Source organism: Curtobacterium sp. VKM Ac-2861, assembly GCF_013204965.1.
GTDB lineage: Bacteria > Actinomycetota > Actinomycetes > Actinomycetales > Microbacteriaceae > Curtobacterium.
Window position 1 is genome coordinate 504,834 of the sequence record NZ_JABMLA010000002.1, and the last position, 19,566, is coordinate 524,399.

Below are 19,566 nucleotides of genomic sequence, written 5' to 3' on the forward strand. Positions count from 1 at the left end.
CGAGGCCTCGAGTTCTCCACAACCCCGCGCGCACGGGACCTGTTCATGGTCACGCCTCATACACTCGTGCTCGGCCCGAACCGACCCCGTGGCCCGCTTCCGTATGCACATCCTCCGCACCACGCTCGCCGCAGCCGCGTCGACCCTCGTCGCGCTCGGCCTGGTCGTCGCGCCCGTCAGCGCCCCGCACGCCGATGCTGCGACGGTGTCGTCGGCCAAGACCCACCTCGCCGATCCGGCTGCTGCCGATGCGGGCAAGGCCACGATCTCGGTCGCTCCCGCGCACCGTGGGATCGTCCAGCGCGACCAGGACCTCACCCTCTCGGTGACCGTCACGAACGACACCGACGCCGCGCTGCCCGCCGGCACCGCGGAGTTCGACATCTTCCGCTCCGTGAGCACGCGGGACGTCCTCGCCGACTGGCTCGCCGACACCACCACGACCGGTTACCTCGGCGCCCCGATGGACTCCGTCGACATCCCGGAGGTCCCGGCGCACCGATCGGTCACCATCGACTCGGTCGAGATCGTCTCGGGCAACGTGGCACTCGGCGGGTACTCCTCGTTCGGTGCGCGGCGCATCGCGGCGGAGTACACGGCCGGTGAGACCTTCGCCGTCGCCCGCTCCGCGATCACCTGGTACCCGGACTTCGAGCAGGTGCCGGTCAGCGTCTCCGTGGCGATGCCGGTGACGGTCCCGAAGTCCACGGACGGCATCCTCAGCGCGGCCGTCCTCGCCGCCGCGACCTCGGTGGACGGCACCCTCACCCAGCAGCTCGACGCCGCCGAGGACCACAACGTCGCCGTCGCGGTCGACCCCCGCATCATCGCCTCGATCCGGATCCTCGGCGAGAACGCGCCGTCCGCGGCGACCGCGTGGCTCCAGCGCCTCGAATCCCTGCGCAACGAGACCTTCGCGTTGTCCTACGCCGACGCCGACGTCACCGGGCTGCGCCAGGCCGGGTCGGACGGCATCCTCGCCCCGATCTCGCTCGACCAGTCCGTGAAGACCGAGAACTTCCCCGGCGCCGAGACCCCCGCACCGACCCCGACCGCGACGCCCGGGCAGACGACGACCCCGAGCAGCACCGCGTCCCCGAGCGACGACGCCACCACCGACGCCGGCTCGGGCGAGACCACGGAGACGCTGCCGACCACCGAGCAGCTGCTGGACTTCCCGTACTCGATGGACTCCATCGCGTGGCCGGCGGACGGCACCGTGACCGCGGCCGACCTCACGGCACTGCAGCGGGCCGACAAGGACACCACCATCGTCTCGAGCGGGAACACCTCCGCCGGCGCGAACGCCACGGTCTCGGCGTCGGAGAAGATCGGCGACGACCACGTCCTCGTGTCTGACCAGTCGATGTCGTCCCTGCTGCGCGACGCCGCGACCGCACCGGACCGCCAGAGCTGGTCCTCGGCGATGTCCGAGCTCACGGCGACGCTCGCCACCTCGGCGCGCGACGGCACCGCCACGGGGCCGATCCTGCTCACCCTCGGTCGCGACTGGCCCTCGGACTCCACACGCCTCAGCCAGACCCTCGACGCCCTCGAGAGCACCGCCTGGGTGGCACCGGCCGACCTCTCCACGGCGTCGGACGCCACGGCGGGGTCGCTCACGCTCAACAGTGCGTCCACCGGGGCCGACCGCATCGCACAACTCAAGCGCCTCGTGCAGGGCGAACAGGGGCTCTCCGCGTTCGCCACCATCCTCGACACCCCCGCTGAACTGACGGCTCCCGCACGACTCCGGCTGCTCGCCATCGCCTCGAACGCGTGGCGCGGGGACGACGACGGGCTCCAGGCCGCGGTCGACGTCCGCACCGCGGCCTGGGCGAAGCAGACCACCGAGGTCGGGATCGTCGACTCGAGCAGCCTGACCCTGCTCGGCGACCGGTCCTCGCTGCCCGTGTCCATCCGCAACAGCTCGGACTACCCGGTGACGGTGCACCTGGCCGTCCAGCCGTCGAACTCCGCCCTCCGGATCGTCCGCAACGACATCGTCGTCGAGATCCAACCGGACTCCTCGACCCGAGCGACCGTCCCCGTGCAGTCCGTCGCGAACGGCAAGGTCGAGCTGACCATGTCCCTGTCGAGCCCGACCGGTGTCGCCATCGCGCAGCCCGCCACCGTCGAACTCAACGTCCAGGCGCAGTGGGAGACGGTCATCACCGCCGCCGCAGCGGTCGCCCTGATCGCGATCTTCGGCTTCGGGATCTTCCGCAGCATCCGGAAGCGCATCCGTCGTCGCAACGGTGAACTCGACGACGAGGACGACGACGACCCCAACCGCCCGCTCGCCGTGCAGCCGGGTGCGCCCGGCGCGGCTGCTCCGTCCGCGGGATCGGTCGCCGGACCGGGAGGCCCGGATCACCGCGCCGAGGCACCCACCGCGTTCGCCGTGGCCGGCTCCGGCACGGCCGCTGTCGCGGCTCCTGGTGGCGACCGCCTGCAGGACGCGATCGCCCGTGCCGGGGCCGAGCCGGGCCTCCCGTCCGACGCCCGTACCAGCCGCGTCGCGGACGCCCGCGACCCCGAGGAGCCGACCATCAGCGCCACCCAGCCCCAGCCCGACGTCGACGCGGAACCGGTCGCGGAGCGCAGCCTGGGGCGGGCGAGTGCGATGCTCGCAGCGGGGACGATGGTGAGCCGGATCCTCGGCTTCGCGAAGACCTTCGTGCTCGCGTACGCCATCGGGCAGAACAAGAGCCCCTCGGCGAACGCGTTCGCCGTCGCGAACCAGCTGCCGAACAACATCTACGCGCTCATCGCGGGTGGCCTGCTGTCGGCCGTGCTCATCCCGCAGATCGTCCGCGCCATGAAGAACGGCACGGACGGCGGACAGGCGTACGTCAACAAGATCGTGACGCTCGGCGGGTCGGTCTTCATCGTCATCACGATCGTCGCGACGGCACTGGCGCCGCTCCTGGTCCGCCTGTACACGACGTCCTCGGACACCCGGAGTCCCGCTGCGACCGACCTCGCCATCGCTTTCGCGTTCTGGTGCCTGCCGCAGATCCTGTTCTACGCGATGTACTCGCTACTCGGTGAGGTCCTCAACGCCAAGCAGGTGTTCGGTCCGTTCACCTGGGCACCGCTGCTCAACAACGTCATCGCGATCGCCGGGCTCGTGGTGTTCATCGCCCTGTACGGCACGAGCGGCAGCGCCCTCGACGATTGGACGCCGGCGAAGATCGCGCTCCTCGCCGGCAGCGCCTCGTTCGGTGTGTTCGCCCAGGCGGCGTTCCTCCCGCTGTTCTGGCGGCGAGCAGGGCTGTCCTTCCGGCCGGACTTCCGGTGGCGCGGCGTCGGCCTGAAGTCGACGGGAACCGCTGCCGGCTGGCTCTTCGCGATGATCCTGGTGACCCAGGTCGCCGGCATCGTGCAGTCCGCGGTCGCGTGGAAGGGTCAGGGCGACGGACCCGGCAACGCGGTGCTCGGCAACGCGTGGCTCATCTTCATGCTGCCGCACTCGATCATCACGGTCTCCATCGCGACGGCGTACTTCACCCGGATGAGCCACGATGCTGCACGCGGCGACCTGGCATCAGTCCGACGGAACCTGTCGCTGTCCCTGCGCATCGTCGGACTCTTCACGGTCTTCGCGTCCGTGGCGCTGGTCGTCGTCGCGGTGCCGTTCGGCCGGCTCTACGAGGGCACGTTCGAGAGCGCCCTGCAGGTCGGTGCCGTCCTGGTCGCCTACATGCCGGGCCTGGTGCTGTTCAGCATGTTGTTCATCATCCAGCGCGTGTTCTGGGCCATGCACGACCACCGGACCCCGTTCCTGATGCAGTGCATCCAGTCCGTCCTGTTCGTCATCGGTGCCCTCGCGGTGTCGACGTTCCCGACCTCCGTGATCGGCATCGGTGTGGCCGCCTGCACGACGCTCGCCGGCACCGCGCAGACGATCGTCGCGCTCGTCCTGGTGCGTCGCAAGCTCGGCAGCATCGAAGGACCGGTCGTGACCCGCTCGCACGTGCAGTTCGTCATCGCTGCGCTGATCGCCGGCGTGGTCGGCCTGCTGGTCGTGAACTTCTTCGGGGCGTTCTCCGCAGCCGGGTTCGCGATGTCCGACCGCACCGGGGCACTCATCACCATCGTCCTGACCGGCGCCGTCATGGTCCTCGTGTACTTCGGGGCGCTCGTCGTCGCGAAGAACGGCGAGATCAAGAACGCCGTCGGCATGGTGAAGAGCAAGCTCGGTCGCTGACCGCACGCTTCCCGGACGTCGCGGAATGCCGCGCCGGTACCATGTGTTGACCCGGTCAGCACGCAACGGAAGGGCAGTCAGGCATGCGCCAGCTCATCATCATCGGTTCCGGTCCGGCCGGGTTCACCGCCGGCATCTACGCCGCGCGCGCAGAGCTCAAGCCGCTCATCGTCGCGTCCAGCGTCGAGACGGGCGGGGAACTCACCAAGACGACCGAGGTCGAGAACTTCCCGGGCTTCCCCGAGGGGATCCAGGGCCCCGACCTCATGATCAAGATGCAGGAACAGGCCGAGAAGTTCGGCGCTGAGGTCCTGTACGACGACGCCGTCTCCGTCGACCTCACCGGCGACGTGAAGAAGGTCACCGTCGGCTCCGGCGAGACGTACGAAGCCCTCGCGGTCATCTACGCGACCGGTTCGGCGTACCGCCACCTCGGCATCGCCGACGAAGAGCGCCTCTCGGGCCACGGTGTCTCGTGGTGCGCGACCTGCGACGGCTTCTTCTTCCGCCAGAAGAACATCGCCGTGGTCGGCGGTGGCGACTCCGCGATGGAAGAGGCGACGTTCCTCACGCGCTTCGCCGACAAGGTCACCGTGATCCACCGCAAGGACACCCTCCGCGCGTCGAAGATCATGCAGGACCGCGCCCACAACGACCCGAAGATCGAGTTCGCGTGGAACAAGGAGGTCATCGGCATCCAGGGTGACTCCGCCGTGACCGGCGTGACGCTCAAGGACACCGTGGACGGCACCGAGAGCGAACTCGCCCTCGACGGTCTGTTCATCGCGATCGGCAACGACCCCCGCGTGCACCTCGTGCACGGTCAGCTCGAGCTCGCTCCCGAGGGCACCATCGCCGTCGAGGGCCGCACGTCCAAGGCCGTCGGCGTCCCCGGGGTCTTCGTCGCGGGCGACGTGCTCGACCACACCTACCGCCAGGCCATCACGGCTGCTGGGTCCGGTGCCGTCGCTGCGCTCGACGCCGAGAAGTACCTCGCCGACCTCGAGGACACGCTGACCGACGCTGCTGCGGGCGAGACCCCGGTCGAGCCGGTCACCATCTCCGCCTGACCCGTACGGCCCCCGGAATGCCGGGGGAGCGTCCGCGGTTCCACATCCAGTACCGACTTCTCACGAAAGGACACCCATGTCCAACGCAAAGGCTGTCACCGACGCCACCTTCTCGGACGAGGTCCTCAAGTCCGACAAGACGATCCTCGTCGACTTCTGGGCCGAGTGGTGCGGCCCGTGTCGCGCCGTCTCGCCGATCCTCGACCAGATCGCCGAAGAGCACGCCGGCAAGATCGAGATCGTGAAGCTCAACGTGGACGACAACCCCCAGTCGGCCATGAACTACCAGATCACGTCGATCCCGGCGATGAAGGTCTTCAAGGGTGGCGAGGTGGTCAAGACCGTCATCGGCGCCAAGCCGAAGCCCGCGCTCGAGGCCGACCTCGCCGAGTTCCTCGCGTAGGTCGCACCAGCTCCACCGAACGCCCCGTCCTCGTCCTGCTCAGCAGGCGCCGGCGGGGCGTTCGCATGCCACCCGTTGCGGATCGGCCCCCGCCGCGGAGCCCGGGTTTCCGGGGTCGATGTCGTAGTGTGGCGGGAATGTCTCACTGATCGGAGCACGGTATGACGAACGGCAACAGCCTCGACCCCTGGTACGACTCCTACGCCCAGCGCACCGCCGGGCTGAGCGCCTCCGAGGTCCGAGCCCTGTTCGCCGTCGCCTCGCGCCCCGAGGTGGTCTCGTTGGCGGGCGGCATGCCGTTCGTCTCCGCGCTGCCGAGGGAGCTCGTCACGGGCTCCCTGGACCGCGTGATGAACGAGCACGCGGCCATGGCGTTGCAGTACGGCGGCGGACAGGGTCTGCGGTCCCTCCGCGAGCACATCGTGGACGTCATGCGCCTCGAGGGCATCCGTGCCAGTGCCGAGGACGTCGTCGTGACGACGGGCTCGCAGCACGCGCTCGACCTCGTCACGCGGCTCTTCATCGATCCGGGCGACGTCGTCCTCGCCGAGTCCCCGTCCTACGTCGGCGCGATCGGTGTGTTCCGGTCGTACCAGGCCGAGACCGTCCACGTGACGACCGACGAGCTCGGGCTGGTGCCCGAGGCACTACGTGAGGCGATCGCGAACCTCCGCACGCAGGGCAAGCGGATCAAGTTCCTCTACACGATCCCCAACTTCCACAACCCGGCCGGCGTCACCATGAGCCGGGAGCGCCGCATCGAGGTGCTCGACATCTGCCGGTCGAACAACATCCTGGTGCTCGAGGACAACCCCTACGGACTCCTCTGGTTCGACGAGCCGGCACCGCAGGCGATCCGTTCCATCGACGAAGAGGGCGTCGTGTACCTGGGGTCCTTCTCGAAGACCCTCGCACCCGGTTTCCGCGTCGGCTGGGCGCTCGCACCGCACGCCATCCGCGAGAAGCTCGTGCTCGCCAACGAGTCCGCCGTCCTCGCCCCGAACTCCTTCGGGCAGTACGTCGTGAACGCCTACCTGGACGCCGCGGACTGGAAGGGTCAGGTTGACACCTTCCGGGGCATCTACGCAGAGCGCCGTGATGCCATGCTGTCCGCTCTGGGGGAGTTCCTGCCGGACCTGTCCTGGACGAAGCCGAACGGTGGCTTCTTCGTCTGGCTGACGCTCCCCGAGTCCCTCGATTCGAAGGGCATGCTGCCGCGCGCCGTGAAGGAGCTCGTCGCCTACACGCCGGGGACGGCCTTCTACGCGGACGGTCGTGGCGGCGGGCACATCCGTCTGTCGTTCTGCTACCCGACCCCCGAGCAGATCCGCGTCGGCGTGAAGCGGCTCGCCAACGTCGTTAACGACGAGCTCGAGCTGATCGAGACGTTCGGCCCGACGACTCGGCCGAACAGCGTCGTCCGCGAGACGTCCTCGGTCAGCGCGCCGCCGCCGAACATCTCCTGATCAGCGCTTTTCCTCGGTGCGTGGCCCATCAGCACCGTCGTTCCACACCGGAGGACCCCCATGGCTGAGCTCACTCGTCGTCACGTCGTCGTCGTCGCCGGAGGGATCTCGCACGAGCGTGACGTCTCCCTGCGCTCCGGTCGGCGGGTCGCCGACTCGCTGACCGGGTACGGCTGGCAGGTTGACCTCCGCGACGCCGACGCGCTGCTGCTGCCGGCTCTCGCCGAGTCCCGCCCGGACGTCGTGTGGCCGGCTCTGCACGGCGCCTCCGGTGAAGACGGGGCCCTGCGGGGCATCCTGGAGGCGGTGGACATCCCGTTCGTCGGCTCACGTTCCACGTCGGCCCGGTTGGCATGGGACAAGCCGACGGCGTCAGCGCTGGTCGCGCGGGCAGGCGTCCGCACCCCACGATCCGTCACGCTGTCCCACGACGTGTTCCGCGAGCTCGGCGCCGTCGGGGTGCTCAAGGCCATCGCGGGGGAGCACCCGGTCCCGCTCGCCGTGAAGCCGGCACGTGGCGGCAGCGCGCAGGGAGTGACCCTCGTCGACGACGTGAACGACCTGCCGCGGGCGATGGTGACGGCGTACACGTACTGCGACGACGTCGTGGTCGAGCAGCTCATCCGCGGCACCGAGGTCGCAGTCGGCATCATCGACACGGGCGACGGGCCGGTGGCGCTCTCCGCGGTGGAGATCGTCCCGCGGAACGGCATCTACGGCTTCGAGGCGCGGTACAACGCGGGGGAGACGACGTTCTACACCCCCGCCCGACTGTCTGACGAGTTCGCGACCGCTGCAGCCGATGCCGGCGTCGCGGCGCACACAGCCCTCGGCCTCCGCCACCTGTCCCGTGTGGACCTCATCATCGACGGCGCCGGAACGCCGTGGTTCCTCGAAGCCAACGTACTCCCGGGTCTGACCGAGACATCCCTGCTGCCGCAGGCACTCTCCGCATCGGGATTCGATCTCGGGTGGACGTACGCGGAGCTCGCCGAACAGGCGATCCGCGACCACCACGCCTGATCCGTCAGGTCCGACGTTCCACGTGGAACATCGGAATGCGTGAGAGTCGATGTTCCACGTGGAACGTCGCACTCGTGGTTCGCTGCTGAGAGCTGATCCGCTCTGAGCAGCAACGGGTGCCTCGGGTAATCTGCGGGCGCACGGTGGACGCATGACCGATTCACCACCCCCCGCAGCCTTCACGACCGAGTACCGGCGTGCCCTCTTCGACCAACGCGTGCTCGTACTCGACGGCGCCCTCGACGACGACAACGGCACCGTCTTGATGACGCAGTTGGTACAGCTCGCGACGGCGGACCCCTGGAACGACATCGCGCTCTGGATCCACTCGCCCGGAGGCTCGGTTCCGGCGATGCTCGCACTCCGGGACCTCATGCGGGTGATCCCCAACGATGTCAGCACGCTCGCATTCGGGATCGCCTGCAGCGCGGGGCAGTTCCTGCTGTCCTCGGGTACTCCTGGCAAGCGACGAGCGCTGCCGCACAGCCGGATCCTGATGCACCAGGGATCCGCAGGGATCGGGGGGAGTGCGGTGGACGTTGCGCTGCAGGCAGACCACCTCCGTGACACCCGCGACACCGTGCTCGGACTCATCGCAGCGGACACCGGACAGACGGTCGACCGCATCTTCGAGGACTCGCTGCACGACCACTGGTACTCCGCCGAGGAGGCCCTCGACTACGGGTTCGTCGACCTGATCGTCGACGACTTCTCGGTGATCCGGCCCCAGCAGCCCCGTTCCACGATGACAGGCTTCGGCGGACCTGTGGCAGGGGAGGGAGACCGTTGAGCGCGTACACGATCCCGAACGTCATCGCGCGGGACGCTCGCGGCGAGCGGGTCTTGGACGTCTACTCGCACCTCCTCACCGAGCGGATCATCTACATCGGGACCGCGATCGATGCTGGCGTCGCCAATGCCCTCATCGCGCAGCTCCTCTTCCTCGAGTCAGACAACCCGGACTCGGACGTGCAGCTCTACGTCAACTGCGACGGCGGCGATCCGAGTGCCATGCTCGCCGTCTACGACACCATGCGGTTCATCCGCCCCGCCGTCGCGACCACCTGCGTTGGGCAGGCAATCGGTGTCGGAGCCGTGCTGCTCGCCGCGGGCGCCGAAGGAAAGCGGTCGGCCCTGCCGCATGCTCGGGTCGTGCTCCACCAACCCGCGGCGCAAGGACAGGGGGCCATTCCCGAGCTCATCTTGCAGGCCGACGAGGTCGTCCGGATCCGGGCCGAGATCGAGCACCTGCTCACCGAGCACAGCGGCCAGAGTGTCGACCAACTCCGAGCCGACACGGATCACGATCGGGTCTTCACGGCCCGTCAGGCCCAGCAGTACGGGCTCGTGGACCACGTGATCACTCGACGCTGACCGACGGCGCTCCCGGACGCCTCAGGCTGCGAGGAGGAAACTACTCCGCAGCTGTTCGCCACCAGTACCTGCGGAACGTGCTCGCTCGCGGAGCTGTTCTGCTGCCGCCGCCGTCAAGTCCAGCAAGGAGCTCTCGAGCGCGCCGGCCACTGCTGCCAACATCTCGCTCGAAGGCTCCTTCCGCCCCCGTTCCATCTCCGACAAGTACTGCGGCGACACCCCTGCGCGACGGGCGACATCCTGCAGGGTGTCCCCGCGGACGCGGCGACGAGCGCGGAGTTCTTGACCGACGACATCACGCCAGAGCGGCTCGGGATTGCGGGATCTCATGATGCGAGCCTGGCAGTGTTCCACGTGAAACGTACGGGCTTCCCGTTCGCTGCTCGTGAACTCGAGCCAGCGGAGCGGCTCCGCGCCCCGTGTCGGGCCGAACGACCCCTCGCTGCTCCGGGCACCCACACCAGGCATGCGAGGCCCGCTACGGGGCGCATAGCGCCATTGACAAGCCGTCAGGACGACACGTCGCTGATCCCCAGCTCCGACAGGATGCGATTGAGGTCGTCGCCGTTCGCGAAGTCGATCGTCACGGAGCTCTTCCGGGCACCGACGGCGATCTTGACCCGTGTGTTCAGCCGGTCACCGATGCGCTCAGCAAGATCGTTGAAGTGCGCCTGGTTCTTGGAGGGCTGCGGCGTCGTCTTCGGAGGGGTCTTCGTCGCCAACTGCTGCGCGATCGCTTCGGCAGCGCGCACCGACAGGTCCTCGTTGACGATCTTCTCAGCGAGGTACTCCATCGCCTCCGCGTCCGGGGCAGCAAGGATCGCGCGTGCGTGACCGGCCGACAGCACGCCGGCAGCGACCCGACGCTGCACGGGGGAGGGGAGCCGCAGCAGACGGATGGTGTTGGTGATCTGCGGACGGGAGCGGCCGATGCGCTGGCCGAGCTGTTCCTGCGTGATCCCGAAGTCCGCCAGGAGCTGCTGGTACGCCGAAGCCTCTTCGAGCGGGTTGAGCTGCGCCCGGTGCAGGTTCTCGAGCAGGGCGTCCCGGAGCATCGCGTCGTCCGGCGTCTCCTTGACGATCGCCGGGATGGTCGTGAGCCCCAGTTCCTTGGTGGCGCGGAGGCGCCGCTCACCCATGATCAGCTCATACTGCGGCTCCGTCCCCGCAGCCCCGGGGATTGGACGGACCACGATGGGCTGCAGCACGCCGATCTCACGGATGGAGTGGACGAGCTCCTGCAACTCCTCTTCGCGGAACTCCTTGCGCGGCTGCTGCCCGTTCGGGATCACGTCCAGCGGGTTGAGGTTCGCGAGTCGGGCTCCCGGAACGGCGACGAGCTCGTCCGCGGTGGGTGCCGACGCCGGCGACCCACCAGTCGGGAAGAACACGTCCACTGGGCGGTCCTGCTGGTCCGTCGCCGTCGGGATGAGCGCGCCGATGCCGCGGCCGAGTCCAGTTCGCTTGGGTGCCATCAGTCTTGCGCTCCTCGTGCTGCGATCTCGGCGGCCGCTTCCAAGTAGGAGAGCGACCCGGTGGAGTTCACGTCGTACGCGACGACGCTCTGTCCGTAACTCGGCGCTTCACTCACCCGGACGGACCGGGGGATCATCGCCTTCAACACCTGATCACCGAAGTGCTCGCGGACGTCGTTCGCCACCTGGTTCGCCAGGTTGGTCCGACCGTCGTACATGGTGAGCAGGATCGTCGAGACCCTGAGGTTCGGGTTGAGGTGCCTCTCGATGAGCTCGATGTTGCGCAACAGCTGGCTGAGTCCCTCGAGCGCGTAGTACTCGCACTGGATCGGGATCAGGACTTCCTGGGCCGCCACAAACGCGTTGATCGTGAGGAGACCGAGCGACGGCGGGCAGTCGATGAAGACGTAGTGGTACGGCTCGTCCAGCGACTGGAGGTACAGATCGAGCGCCGTACGGAGGCGCTGTTCTCGAGCGACCAAGGAGACGAGCTCGATCTCAGCGCCCGCGAGGTGGATCGTCGCCGGGACGCACCACAGGGTGTCGGACTCGGGGGAGCGCTGCACGGTGCCGGCCATCGCGGCCTCGTCGACGATGACGTCGTAAATGCTCGCGACCTCAGCCTGGTGGTCGACGCCCAAGGCCGTCGACGCGTTGCCCTGCGGATCGAGGTCGATGACGAGCACCCGTGCGCCACCGTGCGCGAGGCCAGCAGCCAAGTTGACGGTCGTCGTGGTCTTCCCGACGCCGCCCTTCTGGTTCGACACGGTGATGATCCGCGTCTTCGGGGGCAACGGGAACTGCTGCGTCGCGATCGCACGGCGCCGCCGGTTCAGGTCGGCGATCTCGCGAGCAAGCGGAGTCGACGCGTCGTAATCGGTCGATGAGCTCAACGAGTGCCTCTTCCCCGGTTCGATGTTTCACGTGAAACGTGGAGCAGCAAGAGATCAGTCGTCCCGATCCGAGCCGCAGGGTCAGTCAACTGTAGCCCGGAAGACCCGCGTGGTCTCTGCGACCACACCGTCCCCGAGCTCGAGGACCTCGACGTCCGAGAGGTGCTGGCGCAGAATGACCTTGCGCGCCTTCTCGATCTCGTCGTCGACTCGCGCACCCTTCATGAGGATGAGCTGCCCGCCCGAGCGGACGAGCGGAACCGTCATCGGAATGAGCTTCGACAACGCACTGACTGCACGCGCAGTGACCTGGTCGACCACGATGTCGTCGGAGACGTCCTCGGCGCGGCCCCGGACCACCGTCACGTTCGGCAGGCCGAGCCGGCTCGCCTCACTGGTGAGCCAGTCCACGCGGCGCTCCATCGGCTCGATGAGCGTGAAGTGCACGTCCGGACGGGCGATCGCGAGCACGAGACCGGGCAATCCCGCACCCGAGCCGACGTCGGCAACCCGGCCACGGGCCTCCAGGAGGGGCGCCAACAAAGCAGAGTTGAGGATGTGTCGCGTCCAGAGTCGAGGCAGCTCGAGCGGGCCGATCAGGCCCAGCTCCTCGCCCCGGCGAGCCAGCTCGTTCGTGAACGACCGAGCCGTCTCGATCTGATCGCCGAAGAGCACGGACGCAGCCGCAGGCTCGGCCTCCAGCACCGGAGCATCGTCCGAAGGCGCGGGAGCGGTGTCCGCGGACACCGACTCGTCCGTCATCGGGTGACGACCGTGTGGCGGTCCCGACCCTCACCCTCGGACTCCGAGTGGAAGCCCTTCTCAGCGACGAGGTCGTGGACCAGCTTGCGCTCGTACGACGACATCGGGGGGAGTGCTGCGGAGGACGATCCGGCTTCGATGCGCTCGACGGCGGTGTCGACCAGTCGCTGCAGCTCGTCGGCACGAGCGTCACGGGAGCCGCCCACGTCGAGGATGAGCCGGCTGAACTCGCCCGTCTCGGCCTGGACGGCGATGCGGGTGAGTTCCTGCAGGGCCGTGACCGTGTCCGGCTTCGAGAGGACGCGGAGCGCCTCGCCGTCGTCGGTGACCGACAGGTAGACGCGACCGGCGCGCTCCTCGATCTCGATGTCTCCGTCGAGGTCGCAGATGTCGAGGAGTTCCTCGATGTAGTCCGCAGCGATGTCGGCCTCGTCACGGGCGTCCTCGTCCGGGACCTCGGTGGTGTCGACGGCTGCGGCGGTGTCCTGCTCGGTCACTTACTTCTTCCCGTTCTTCTTCGAGCGCTGCTTGCCGACCGGCTGCGAACGCTGCGTGGTGACTCGCACGGCCTCGATCTCGGCGGCGCCAGCACCGGCACCGGCCTCGGCGAGGACCGGGTTGGCGATGCCGCGACGCTGGGCCTTCTTGGCCAGACGCGCCTCACGTGCCAGGGCCGCCTCGGAACCAGGCGTCGGCATGCTGCGGATGACGAAGTACTGCTGCGCCATCGTCCAGACGTTCGAGGCGAGCCAGTAGAACATGACGCCGAGGGGGAAGCTCAGACCCGAGATCACGAAGACCAGCGGGAGGATGTACAGCATCATCTTCTGCTGGCGGTACATCGGCGACGCCTTGGTCTCCGGCGACATGTTCTTGGCGACGAGCTGCAGCTGCGTGATGAACTGCGAGGCCGTCATGACCACGATCATGAAACCGGCGATCGCACGGACCTCCCACCCGGAGGCGTTGGTGAACGTCTCGTGCAGGGGGGCACCGAACAGGGCCGCGTTGCCGAACGACGCCGCGAGGTCGTTCGTGAGCAGGCCGATGCCCGTCTTGTTGATCTGGGCTTCGTGCAGCACCGAGTACAGTGAGAAGAAGATCGGCATCTGCAGCAGCAGCGGCAGGCAGGAGCTCAGCGGGTTGGTGCCCGTCTCCTTGTACAGGGCCATGGTCTCGCGGCTCATGGCCTCACGCGAGAACTGGTCCTTCTTGCCCTTGTACTTGTCCTGGATCTTCTTCAGCTGCGGCGCGACCTCGAGCATGCGGCGCTGCGACTTGATCTGCCGCACGAAGATCGGGATCAGCGCGGCGCGGACCACGAAGGTCAGGAAGATGATGGAGAGGACCCAGGTGATACCCGCGCCCGGGTCCATGCCGATGCTCTCGAAGATCCAGTGGAAGCCGACGAGGATGGCCGAGACCACCCATTTGAGCGGCCAGAGGATCGTACCGATGATGTCCATGGGGACGGCTACGCCTTTCGAGTGCGCTGGGGGAGCAGGACCGGCCGGGCCGTTCCGACCGCGGGGTGCGGCTGCTGCGGGATCGGCGCGAGGACGAACCCGAACCGGTTGACGACGAACCGGCGACGACGTTCCGTGACGTCGTCGATCCCGCCTGCAGCCCAGGGGTTGCAGCGAGCGATGCGCCAGGCGCCCATCGCGGATCCGCGGACGACGCCGTACTGCTGGATCGCTTCGAGGGCGTACCGGGAGCACGACGGGTGGTACCGGCAGACGTTGCCGTACAACGGGGAGATCACTGCACGGTAGGCGCGGAGCACGACGACGCACGCGTTGCGTGGGAGCAACGCGGCGACCCAGGCCAGCCGGGTCCACAGGGTGCGGTTCATGCTGCCTTCTCCACCCCGCGCGCGAAGGAGCGCACGACGTCTTCGAGCAGGGTAGGCCATCCGGCCTGCGATGCGGCTGGCAGTGCGCGCACCACCACGTCGTACCCCACGGGGGAGTCGGCGAGGATGCCGTGCGCGATCGCCTTGAGCCGCCGCCTGATCAGGTTCCGGGTCACGGCGTTGCCCACCGTCTTGGCGACGATGAACCCGAACCGCGACGGTCCGGTGGGGTCCGTCGAGCGACAGACCACGGACACGACGACGTGCGCCGTGGCGCTCTTGCGACCACGACGCACGACGTTCCGGTAGTCGTCCCCGCGGACGATGCGGTTGGCGCTGGCCAACACTGCGATGCCGGGGTCAGACCGAGGACCGGATCAGGCGGTGAGCCTGATCAGGCCGAGAGCTCGGTGCGGCCCTTGGCGCGACGCGCCGACAGGATGGCGCGGCCGGCACGCGTCCGCATGCGGAGGCGGAAGCCGTGCTTCTTGGCGCGGCGACGGTTGTTCGGCTGGAAGGTGCGCTTGCTCATGATCTCTCCACACGGCTGCTCGCGGCGAGCCGTCACGTATGTATGTGTCATCGCTCGGTGTCGAACGACGCAGATGGGCGCGACCAATCGGCCGCAGTCAACTGGTTAACGGTACGTGACAGCAGCGAGCAGGTCAAACGCCGATCGGGCCGGCCTCGGTGCCGGAGGCGTCGAGGACACCGCTGCGGTCCATTCTCCACATTGGGGACAACTTCCGTTCGGTGCCACCCGGCCCGGTCCTTTACAGTGGGGTCATCGATCGGCCCCGCGCCCCGGTACGACAGGGAAGTACTCCTGTCCGACGGATCCGGGCGGTCGTGGACAACACTGTGGACAACCCTGTGGGAACACGCGCGGTACGAGGCGTCGACGAAGCCCCCGAGACCCCGACGAACCGCCGGCGCACGACACGGTCCGCTGAGCGCCACACCCCGCGGCACTCCGGCACGTCCGACCCCAGCAGGACGCACCCCGGTCCGGCACCGAACGCACGACACACACCTGGAGACGAGCGCGACATGACGATGCCGGCCGACCCCGTCGAGGACCTCTGGTCATCCGTACTCGGAATCCTCAGCGAAGACCCCCGCATCACGCCGCAGCTCCACGGGTTCCTCAACCTGGTCGAACCGAAGGGCGTCCTCGCCGGCACCCTGTACCTCGAGGTCCCCAACGACCTGACCCGCGGCATGCTCGAGCAGCGGATCCGCATCCCGATCACCGAGGCCGTCGCCCGCATCGGTGACGACTCGGTCGCGAACTTCGCCATCACGGTGAACCCGGACATGGCGTCCGAGCCGCGCGTCGACCCGAACGTGCCGGAGTACGCCGAGCCCGTCCAGGAAGCAGTGGAGCAGAGCGCTGCACCTCGCCAGTACATCGAGGCGCCCTTCGTCCCGAGCCAGATCGACTCCCCGGGCACCAGCGGCCGACCCGAGTCGCGCCTCAACCCGAAGTACAACTTCGACAACTTCGTCATCGGCTCGTCGAACCGGTTCGCGCACGCGGCGGCGGTCGCCGTCGCCGAGGCGCCGGCGAAGGCCTACAACCCGCTCTTCATCTACGGCGACTCCGGGCTGGGCAAGACCCACCTGCTCCACGCCATCGGGCACTACGCCGAGAGCCTCTACCCGGGGATCCGCGTCCGGTACGTGTCGAGCGAGGAGTTCACCAACGACTTCATCAACTCGATCGCGAACAACCGCTCGAACCAGTTCCAGCAGCGCTACCGCGACATCGACATCCTGCTGATCGACGACATCCAGTTCCTGCAGGGGAAGGACTCCACGCAGGAGGCCTTCTTCCACACGTTCAACACGCTGCACGACCACAACAAGCAGGTCGTCATCACGTCCGACGTCGCACCGAAGCACCTGACCGGCTTCGAGGACCGCATGCGGTCGCGCTTCGAGTGGGGTCTGATCACGGACGTGCAGGCGCCCGAGCTCGAGACGCGCATCGCGATCCTCCGCAAGAAGGCGCAGTCCGACCACCTGCAGGTGCCGGACGACATCCTCGAGTTCATGGCCTCGAAGGTGTCGAGCAACATCCGGGAGCTCGAGGGGACGCTCATCCGCGTCACGGCGTTCGCGAGCCTGAACCGGACGGCCGTCGACATGGCCCTGGTGCAGACCGTCCTCAAGGACCTGATCACCCTCGACGAGGACAACGTCGTCGCGCCGACGGACATCATCAACCACACCGCGGAGTACTTCAAGCTCTCCGTCGACGACCTGTACGGCTCATCCCGTTCGCAGGCGATCGCCACCGCGCGACAGATCGCGATGTACCTGTGCCGCGAGCTCACGAGCCTGTCGCTCCCGAAGATCGGGCAGCTGTTCGGCAACCGCGACCACACCACGGTCATGTACGCGAACAAGAAGATCACCGAGCTCATGAAGGAGCGGCGGTCGATCTACAACCAGGTCACCGAGCTCACGAGCCGCATCAAACAGGACCGCCGCTACCGCTGAGATCGGTACGTCTCCGGGCGCATCCACCATCTGAGACGGTTCCATGGGCCGGAGTTCTCACAGTGTGGATAGCCTGTGGATAACTGTGGAGGACACGCCGCCCGGTTGTTCACAGCGAGGGGGCCACCTGTGGAAACTGGGGATGGAAGTGGATAGATGAGATTCATTCATCCCGACGTCGCCCACAGCCCGCCCACAAGTCACAACGGTGTAGTTCCCTACGGCCGAGCGGCATGCACAGGGTTATCCACAGTGTGCACAGGCGTTAACACCATTACTCCTGGTTAACGATCCATCTCCGCGGGACAACCTTGTGGACGGCGGGATGACAAGAAATCCGGCCCACGTCCGCCTGTGCCAGAATGGGGCGGCCGGACAGTCCAAGCCGATCGACAGGGGTTCCAGCTGTGAAGTTCGAGGTCAACCGGGACGTCTTCTCCGAAGCCGTCTCCTTCGCGGTGAAACTCCTCCCACAGCGCACGACCCTCCCGATCCTGTCGGGCGTCCTGATCCACGCCGACGGCGATCGTCTGACGCTCTCGTCGTTCGACTACGAGGTCTCGGCGCAGACGTCCATCTCAGCGCAGATCGACGACCCGGGCACGGTCCTGGTCAGCGGTCGCCTGCTGAACGACATCGCGAGCCGACTGCCGAACGCCCCGGTGACCTTCACGACCGAGGACTCCAAGATCTCGGTCTCCTGCGGATCGGCGCACTTCACGCTGCTGTCCATGCCGGTCGAGGAGTACCCGACGCTGCCCGAGATCGGTCCGCAGACCGGCGTCATCCCCGGCGATGCCTTCTCCGAGGCCGTGTCGCAGGTCGCCGTCGCCGCGAGCCGCGACGACGTCACCCCCGTCATCACCGGTGTCCAGCTCGAGGTCGGTGACAACGACCTGTCGCTCATCGCCACGGATCGGTACCGCGTGGCCGTCCGGACCATCGCGTGGGACTCCGGCCGCGTCGGCTCGGACCCGCTGCACGCCCTCGTCCCCGCCCGCACGCTGCAGGAGGTCGGTCGCACCTTCGGGTCGGCGTCCACCGTCTCGGTCTCGATCAGCGGCAACTCGGACCGTGAGCTCATCGCGTTCCACGCCGACGACAAGACCGTCACCTCGCTGCTGATCAAGGGAAACTACCCGCCGGTCCGCCGGCTCTTCCCCGAGAACGTCAACGACCACGCGGTGATCAACACCGCTGAGCTGGTCGAAGCCGTCCGACGGGTCTCACTCGTCCTGGAGCGCGAAGCAGCGCTCCGGTTCTCCTTCACGGTCGACGGGCTCACGCTCGAGGCGATCGGATCCGAACAAGCGCAGGCGTCAGAGTCGATCAGTGCGTTGCTGACCGGAGAGGAAACGGTGGTCTCGCTGAAGCCCGCCTTCCTCCTCGACGGACTGAACGCGGTGCACTCCGAGTTCGTCCGCATCTCCTTCACCAAGACGGAGAACCCCAACAAGCCGGGCCCGGTGCTGATCACCGGCCAGACTTCGCAAGAGGCTGCCGCGACCGATGGATACCGGTACCTGCTGCAGCCCAACCTGCTGCTGCGATAGGCGCAACAGGAACACTGCGCTGACGCACCAGCTGCGGCCTCAGCGCGACGACGAAACAGAAGAGGAAATCATGCACATCGGTCTTGTCGGCCTTGGTCGCATGGGCAACAACATGCGTGCCCGTCTCCGCAACGCAGGGATCGAGGTCACCGGTTACGACGCGAACCCCGCCGTCTCCGACGTCGCGAGCCTCGCAGACCTGGCGGGCGCCCTGCCCGAGGGTCAGCGACTCGTCTGGGTGATGGTGCCGCACGGCAAGATCACCGACGACGTCATCACCGAGCTCGCCGGCGTCCTGAACGAGGGCGACCTCGTCATCGACGGTGGCAACTCGAAGTGGCTCGACGACACCACGCACGCCGAGCAGCTCGGTGCGCGCGGCATCCGCTACATGGACGCCGGCGTCTCCGGCGGCGTGTGGGGCAAGGACAACGGCTACGGCCTCATGGTCGGCGGTGACGTCAAGGACGTCGAGTTCGCCATGCCGGTCTTCGACGCACTGCGCCCCGAGGGCCCCCGCGAAGAGGGCTTCTCGCACGCCGGTCCGATCGGCGCGGGTCACTACGCCAAGATGGTCCACAACGGCATCGAGTACGCGATCATGCAGGCCTACGGCGAGGGCTACGAGCTCCTCGAGGCCAAGGACCTGATCACCGACGTCCCCGCCGTGTTCGCCGGATGGCAGCGCGGAACGGTCGTCCGTTCCTGGCTGCTCGACCTCATGGTCCTGGCCCTCAACGAAGACCCGAAGCTCGACGAGCTCGAGGGCTACGTCGAGGACTCGGGCGAGGGCCGCTGGACGCTGGAAGAGGGCATCGAGCTCGCCGTTCCGATGCCGGCGCTGTCGGCGTCGATCTTCGCGCGCTTCGTCTCGCGTCAGGGCAGCGCGTCCCCGACGATGAAGGCCGTCGCAGCGCTCCGCAACCAGTTCGGCGGTCACGCCGTCAAGAAGTCCTAGGACCACCCGGGGAAAC

The 19,566-nt window shown here is 67.8% G+C and carries 19 protein-coding genes; 10 read left to right on the forward strand and 9 right to left on the reverse strand.

Going from position 1 to position 19,566, the window contains the following annotated elements; all coding sequences use genetic code 11:
* Positions 1-88 precede the first annotated feature (88 nt).
* From HQQ88_RS19455 to HQQ88_RS07350, 7 genes are all read left to right on the forward strand, one after another.
* Positions 89-4,213, forward strand: coding sequence for a DUF6049 family protein (locus HQQ88_RS19455; RefSeq protein WP_248704860.1), 4,125 nt, complete (start codon positions 89-91; stop codon positions 4,211-4,213).
* Between the two features lie 83 nt (positions 4,214-4,296).
* On the forward strand, positions 4,297-5,283 hold the full coding sequence (gene trxB, locus HQQ88_RS07325) for a thioredoxin-disulfide reductase (protein WP_111083668.1): 987 nt from the start codon (positions 4,297-4,299) through the stop codon (positions 5,281-5,283).
* Between the two features lie 76 nt (positions 5,284-5,359).
* Complete coding sequence (gene trxA, locus HQQ88_RS07330; RefSeq protein ID WP_017887828.1) at positions 5,360-5,686, forward strand: thioredoxin; 327 nt, start codon at positions 5,360-5,362, stop codon at positions 5,684-5,686.
* A gap of 161 nt (positions 5,687-5,847) precedes the next feature.
* Positions 5,848-7,152: a PLP-dependent aminotransferase family protein gene (locus tag HQQ88_RS07335; protein WP_173169051.1), complete on the forward strand. Its 1,305-nt coding sequence runs from the start codon at positions 5,848-5,850 to the stop codon at positions 7,150-7,152.
* Between the two features lie 60 nt (positions 7,153-7,212).
* Positions 7,213-8,175: an ATP-grasp domain-containing protein gene (locus HQQ88_RS07340; protein WP_173169052.1), complete on the forward strand. Its 963-nt coding sequence runs from the start codon at positions 7,213-7,215 to the stop codon at positions 8,173-8,175.
* A gap of 151 nt (positions 8,176-8,326) precedes the next feature.
* Positions 8,327-8,965, forward strand: coding sequence for an ATP-dependent Clp protease proteolytic subunit (locus HQQ88_RS07345; protein ID WP_173169053.1), 639 nt, complete (start codon positions 8,327-8,329; stop codon positions 8,963-8,965).
* A complete protein-coding gene (locus tag HQQ88_RS07350) occupies positions 8,962-9,549 on the forward strand; it encodes an ATP-dependent Clp protease proteolytic subunit (RefSeq protein WP_173169054.1) in 588 nt (195 codons plus the stop codon). Before HQQ88_RS07345 ends, HQQ88_RS07350 begins: the two co-directional genes overlap by 4 nt.
* A 21-nt stretch (positions 9,550-9,570) precedes the next feature.
* Here HQQ88_RS07350 and HQQ88_RS07355 read toward each other — a convergent pair whose 3' ends face one another.
* From HQQ88_RS07355 to rpmH, 9 genes are all read right to left on the reverse strand, one after another.
* Positions 9,571-9,879: a helix-turn-helix domain-containing protein gene (locus HQQ88_RS07355; RefSeq protein WP_131877923.1), complete on the reverse strand. Its 309-nt coding sequence runs from the start codon at positions 9,877-9,879 to the stop codon at positions 9,571-9,573.
* 179 nt (positions 9,880-10,058) lie between these two features.
* On the reverse strand, positions 10,059-11,024 hold the full coding sequence (locus tag HQQ88_RS07360; protein ID WP_123292944.1) for a ParB/RepB/Spo0J family partition protein: 966 nt from the start codon (positions 11,022-11,024) through the stop codon (positions 10,059-10,061).
* Positions 11,024-11,917, reverse strand: coding sequence for a ParA family protein (locus HQQ88_RS07365; protein ID WP_301952676.1), 894 nt, complete (start codon positions 11,915-11,917; stop codon positions 11,024-11,026). The genes HQQ88_RS07360 and HQQ88_RS07365 overlap by 1 nt, the downstream gene beginning before the upstream one ends.
* A gap of 81 nt (positions 11,918-11,998) precedes the next feature.
* On the reverse strand, positions 11,999-12,679 hold the full coding sequence (rsmG, locus tag HQQ88_RS07370) for a 16S rRNA (guanine(527)-N(7))-methyltransferase RsmG (protein WP_131920798.1): 681 nt from the start codon (positions 12,677-12,679) through the stop codon (positions 11,999-12,001).
* Positions 12,676-13,176 carry a R3H domain-containing nucleic acid-binding protein gene (locus HQQ88_RS07375; RefSeq protein ID WP_111083678.1) on the reverse strand — a complete coding sequence of 167 codons (501 nt, stop codon included), beginning with the start codon at positions 13,174-13,176 and terminating at the stop codon, positions 12,676-12,678. The genes rsmG and HQQ88_RS07375 overlap by 4 nt, the downstream gene beginning before the upstream one ends.
* The gene (gene yidC / locus HQQ88_RS07380) at positions 13,177-14,145 is read right to left on the reverse strand and encodes a membrane protein insertase YidC (protein ID WP_123292941.1); all 969 of its coding nucleotides are present in this window, start codon (positions 14,143-14,145) and stop codon (positions 13,177-13,179) included.
* 8 nt (positions 14,146-14,153) lie between these two features.
* Positions 14,154-14,534 (reverse strand): membrane protein insertion efficiency factor YidD, encoded by a 381-nt coding sequence (yidD, locus tag HQQ88_RS07385; RefSeq protein WP_173169055.1) that lies wholly within the window; start codon positions 14,532-14,534, stop codon positions 14,154-14,156.
* Positions 14,531-14,881, reverse strand: a complete 351-nt coding sequence (rnpA, locus tag HQQ88_RS07390; RefSeq protein WP_173169056.1) for a ribonuclease P protein component — start codon at positions 14,879-14,881, stop codon at positions 14,531-14,533. The genes yidD and rnpA overlap by 4 nt, the downstream gene beginning before the upstream one ends.
* A 47-nt stretch (positions 14,882-14,928) precedes the next feature.
* Positions 14,929-15,066 (reverse strand): 50S ribosomal protein L34, encoded by a 138-nt coding sequence (gene rpmH, locus HQQ88_RS07395; protein WP_022889115.1) that lies wholly within the window; start codon positions 15,064-15,066, stop codon positions 14,929-14,931.
* A gap of 518 nt (positions 15,067-15,584) precedes the next feature.
* Here rpmH and dnaA point away from each other — a divergent pair.
* The 3 genes from dnaA (at position 15,585) to gnd (ending at position 19,550) form a co-directional block, all read left to right on the forward strand.
* The gene (gene dnaA / locus HQQ88_RS07400; protein WP_111083682.1) at positions 15,585-17,039 is read left to right on the forward strand and encodes a chromosomal replication initiator protein DnaA; all 1,455 of its coding nucleotides are present in this window, start codon (positions 15,585-15,587) and stop codon (positions 17,037-17,039) included.
* A gap of 407 nt (positions 17,040-17,446) precedes the next feature.
* The gene (gene dnaN, locus HQQ88_RS07405) at positions 17,447-18,592 is read left to right on the forward strand and encodes a DNA polymerase III subunit beta (RefSeq protein WP_111083683.1); all 1,146 of its coding nucleotides are present in this window, start codon (positions 17,447-17,449) and stop codon (positions 18,590-18,592) included.
* Between the two features lie 70 nt (positions 18,593-18,662).
* Positions 18,663-19,550, forward strand: a complete 888-nt coding sequence (gene gnd / locus HQQ88_RS07410; protein ID WP_123292939.1) for a phosphogluconate dehydrogenase (NAD(+)-dependent, decarboxylating) — start codon at positions 18,663-18,665, stop codon at positions 19,548-19,550.
* Positions 19,551-19,566 lie beyond the last annotated feature (16 nt).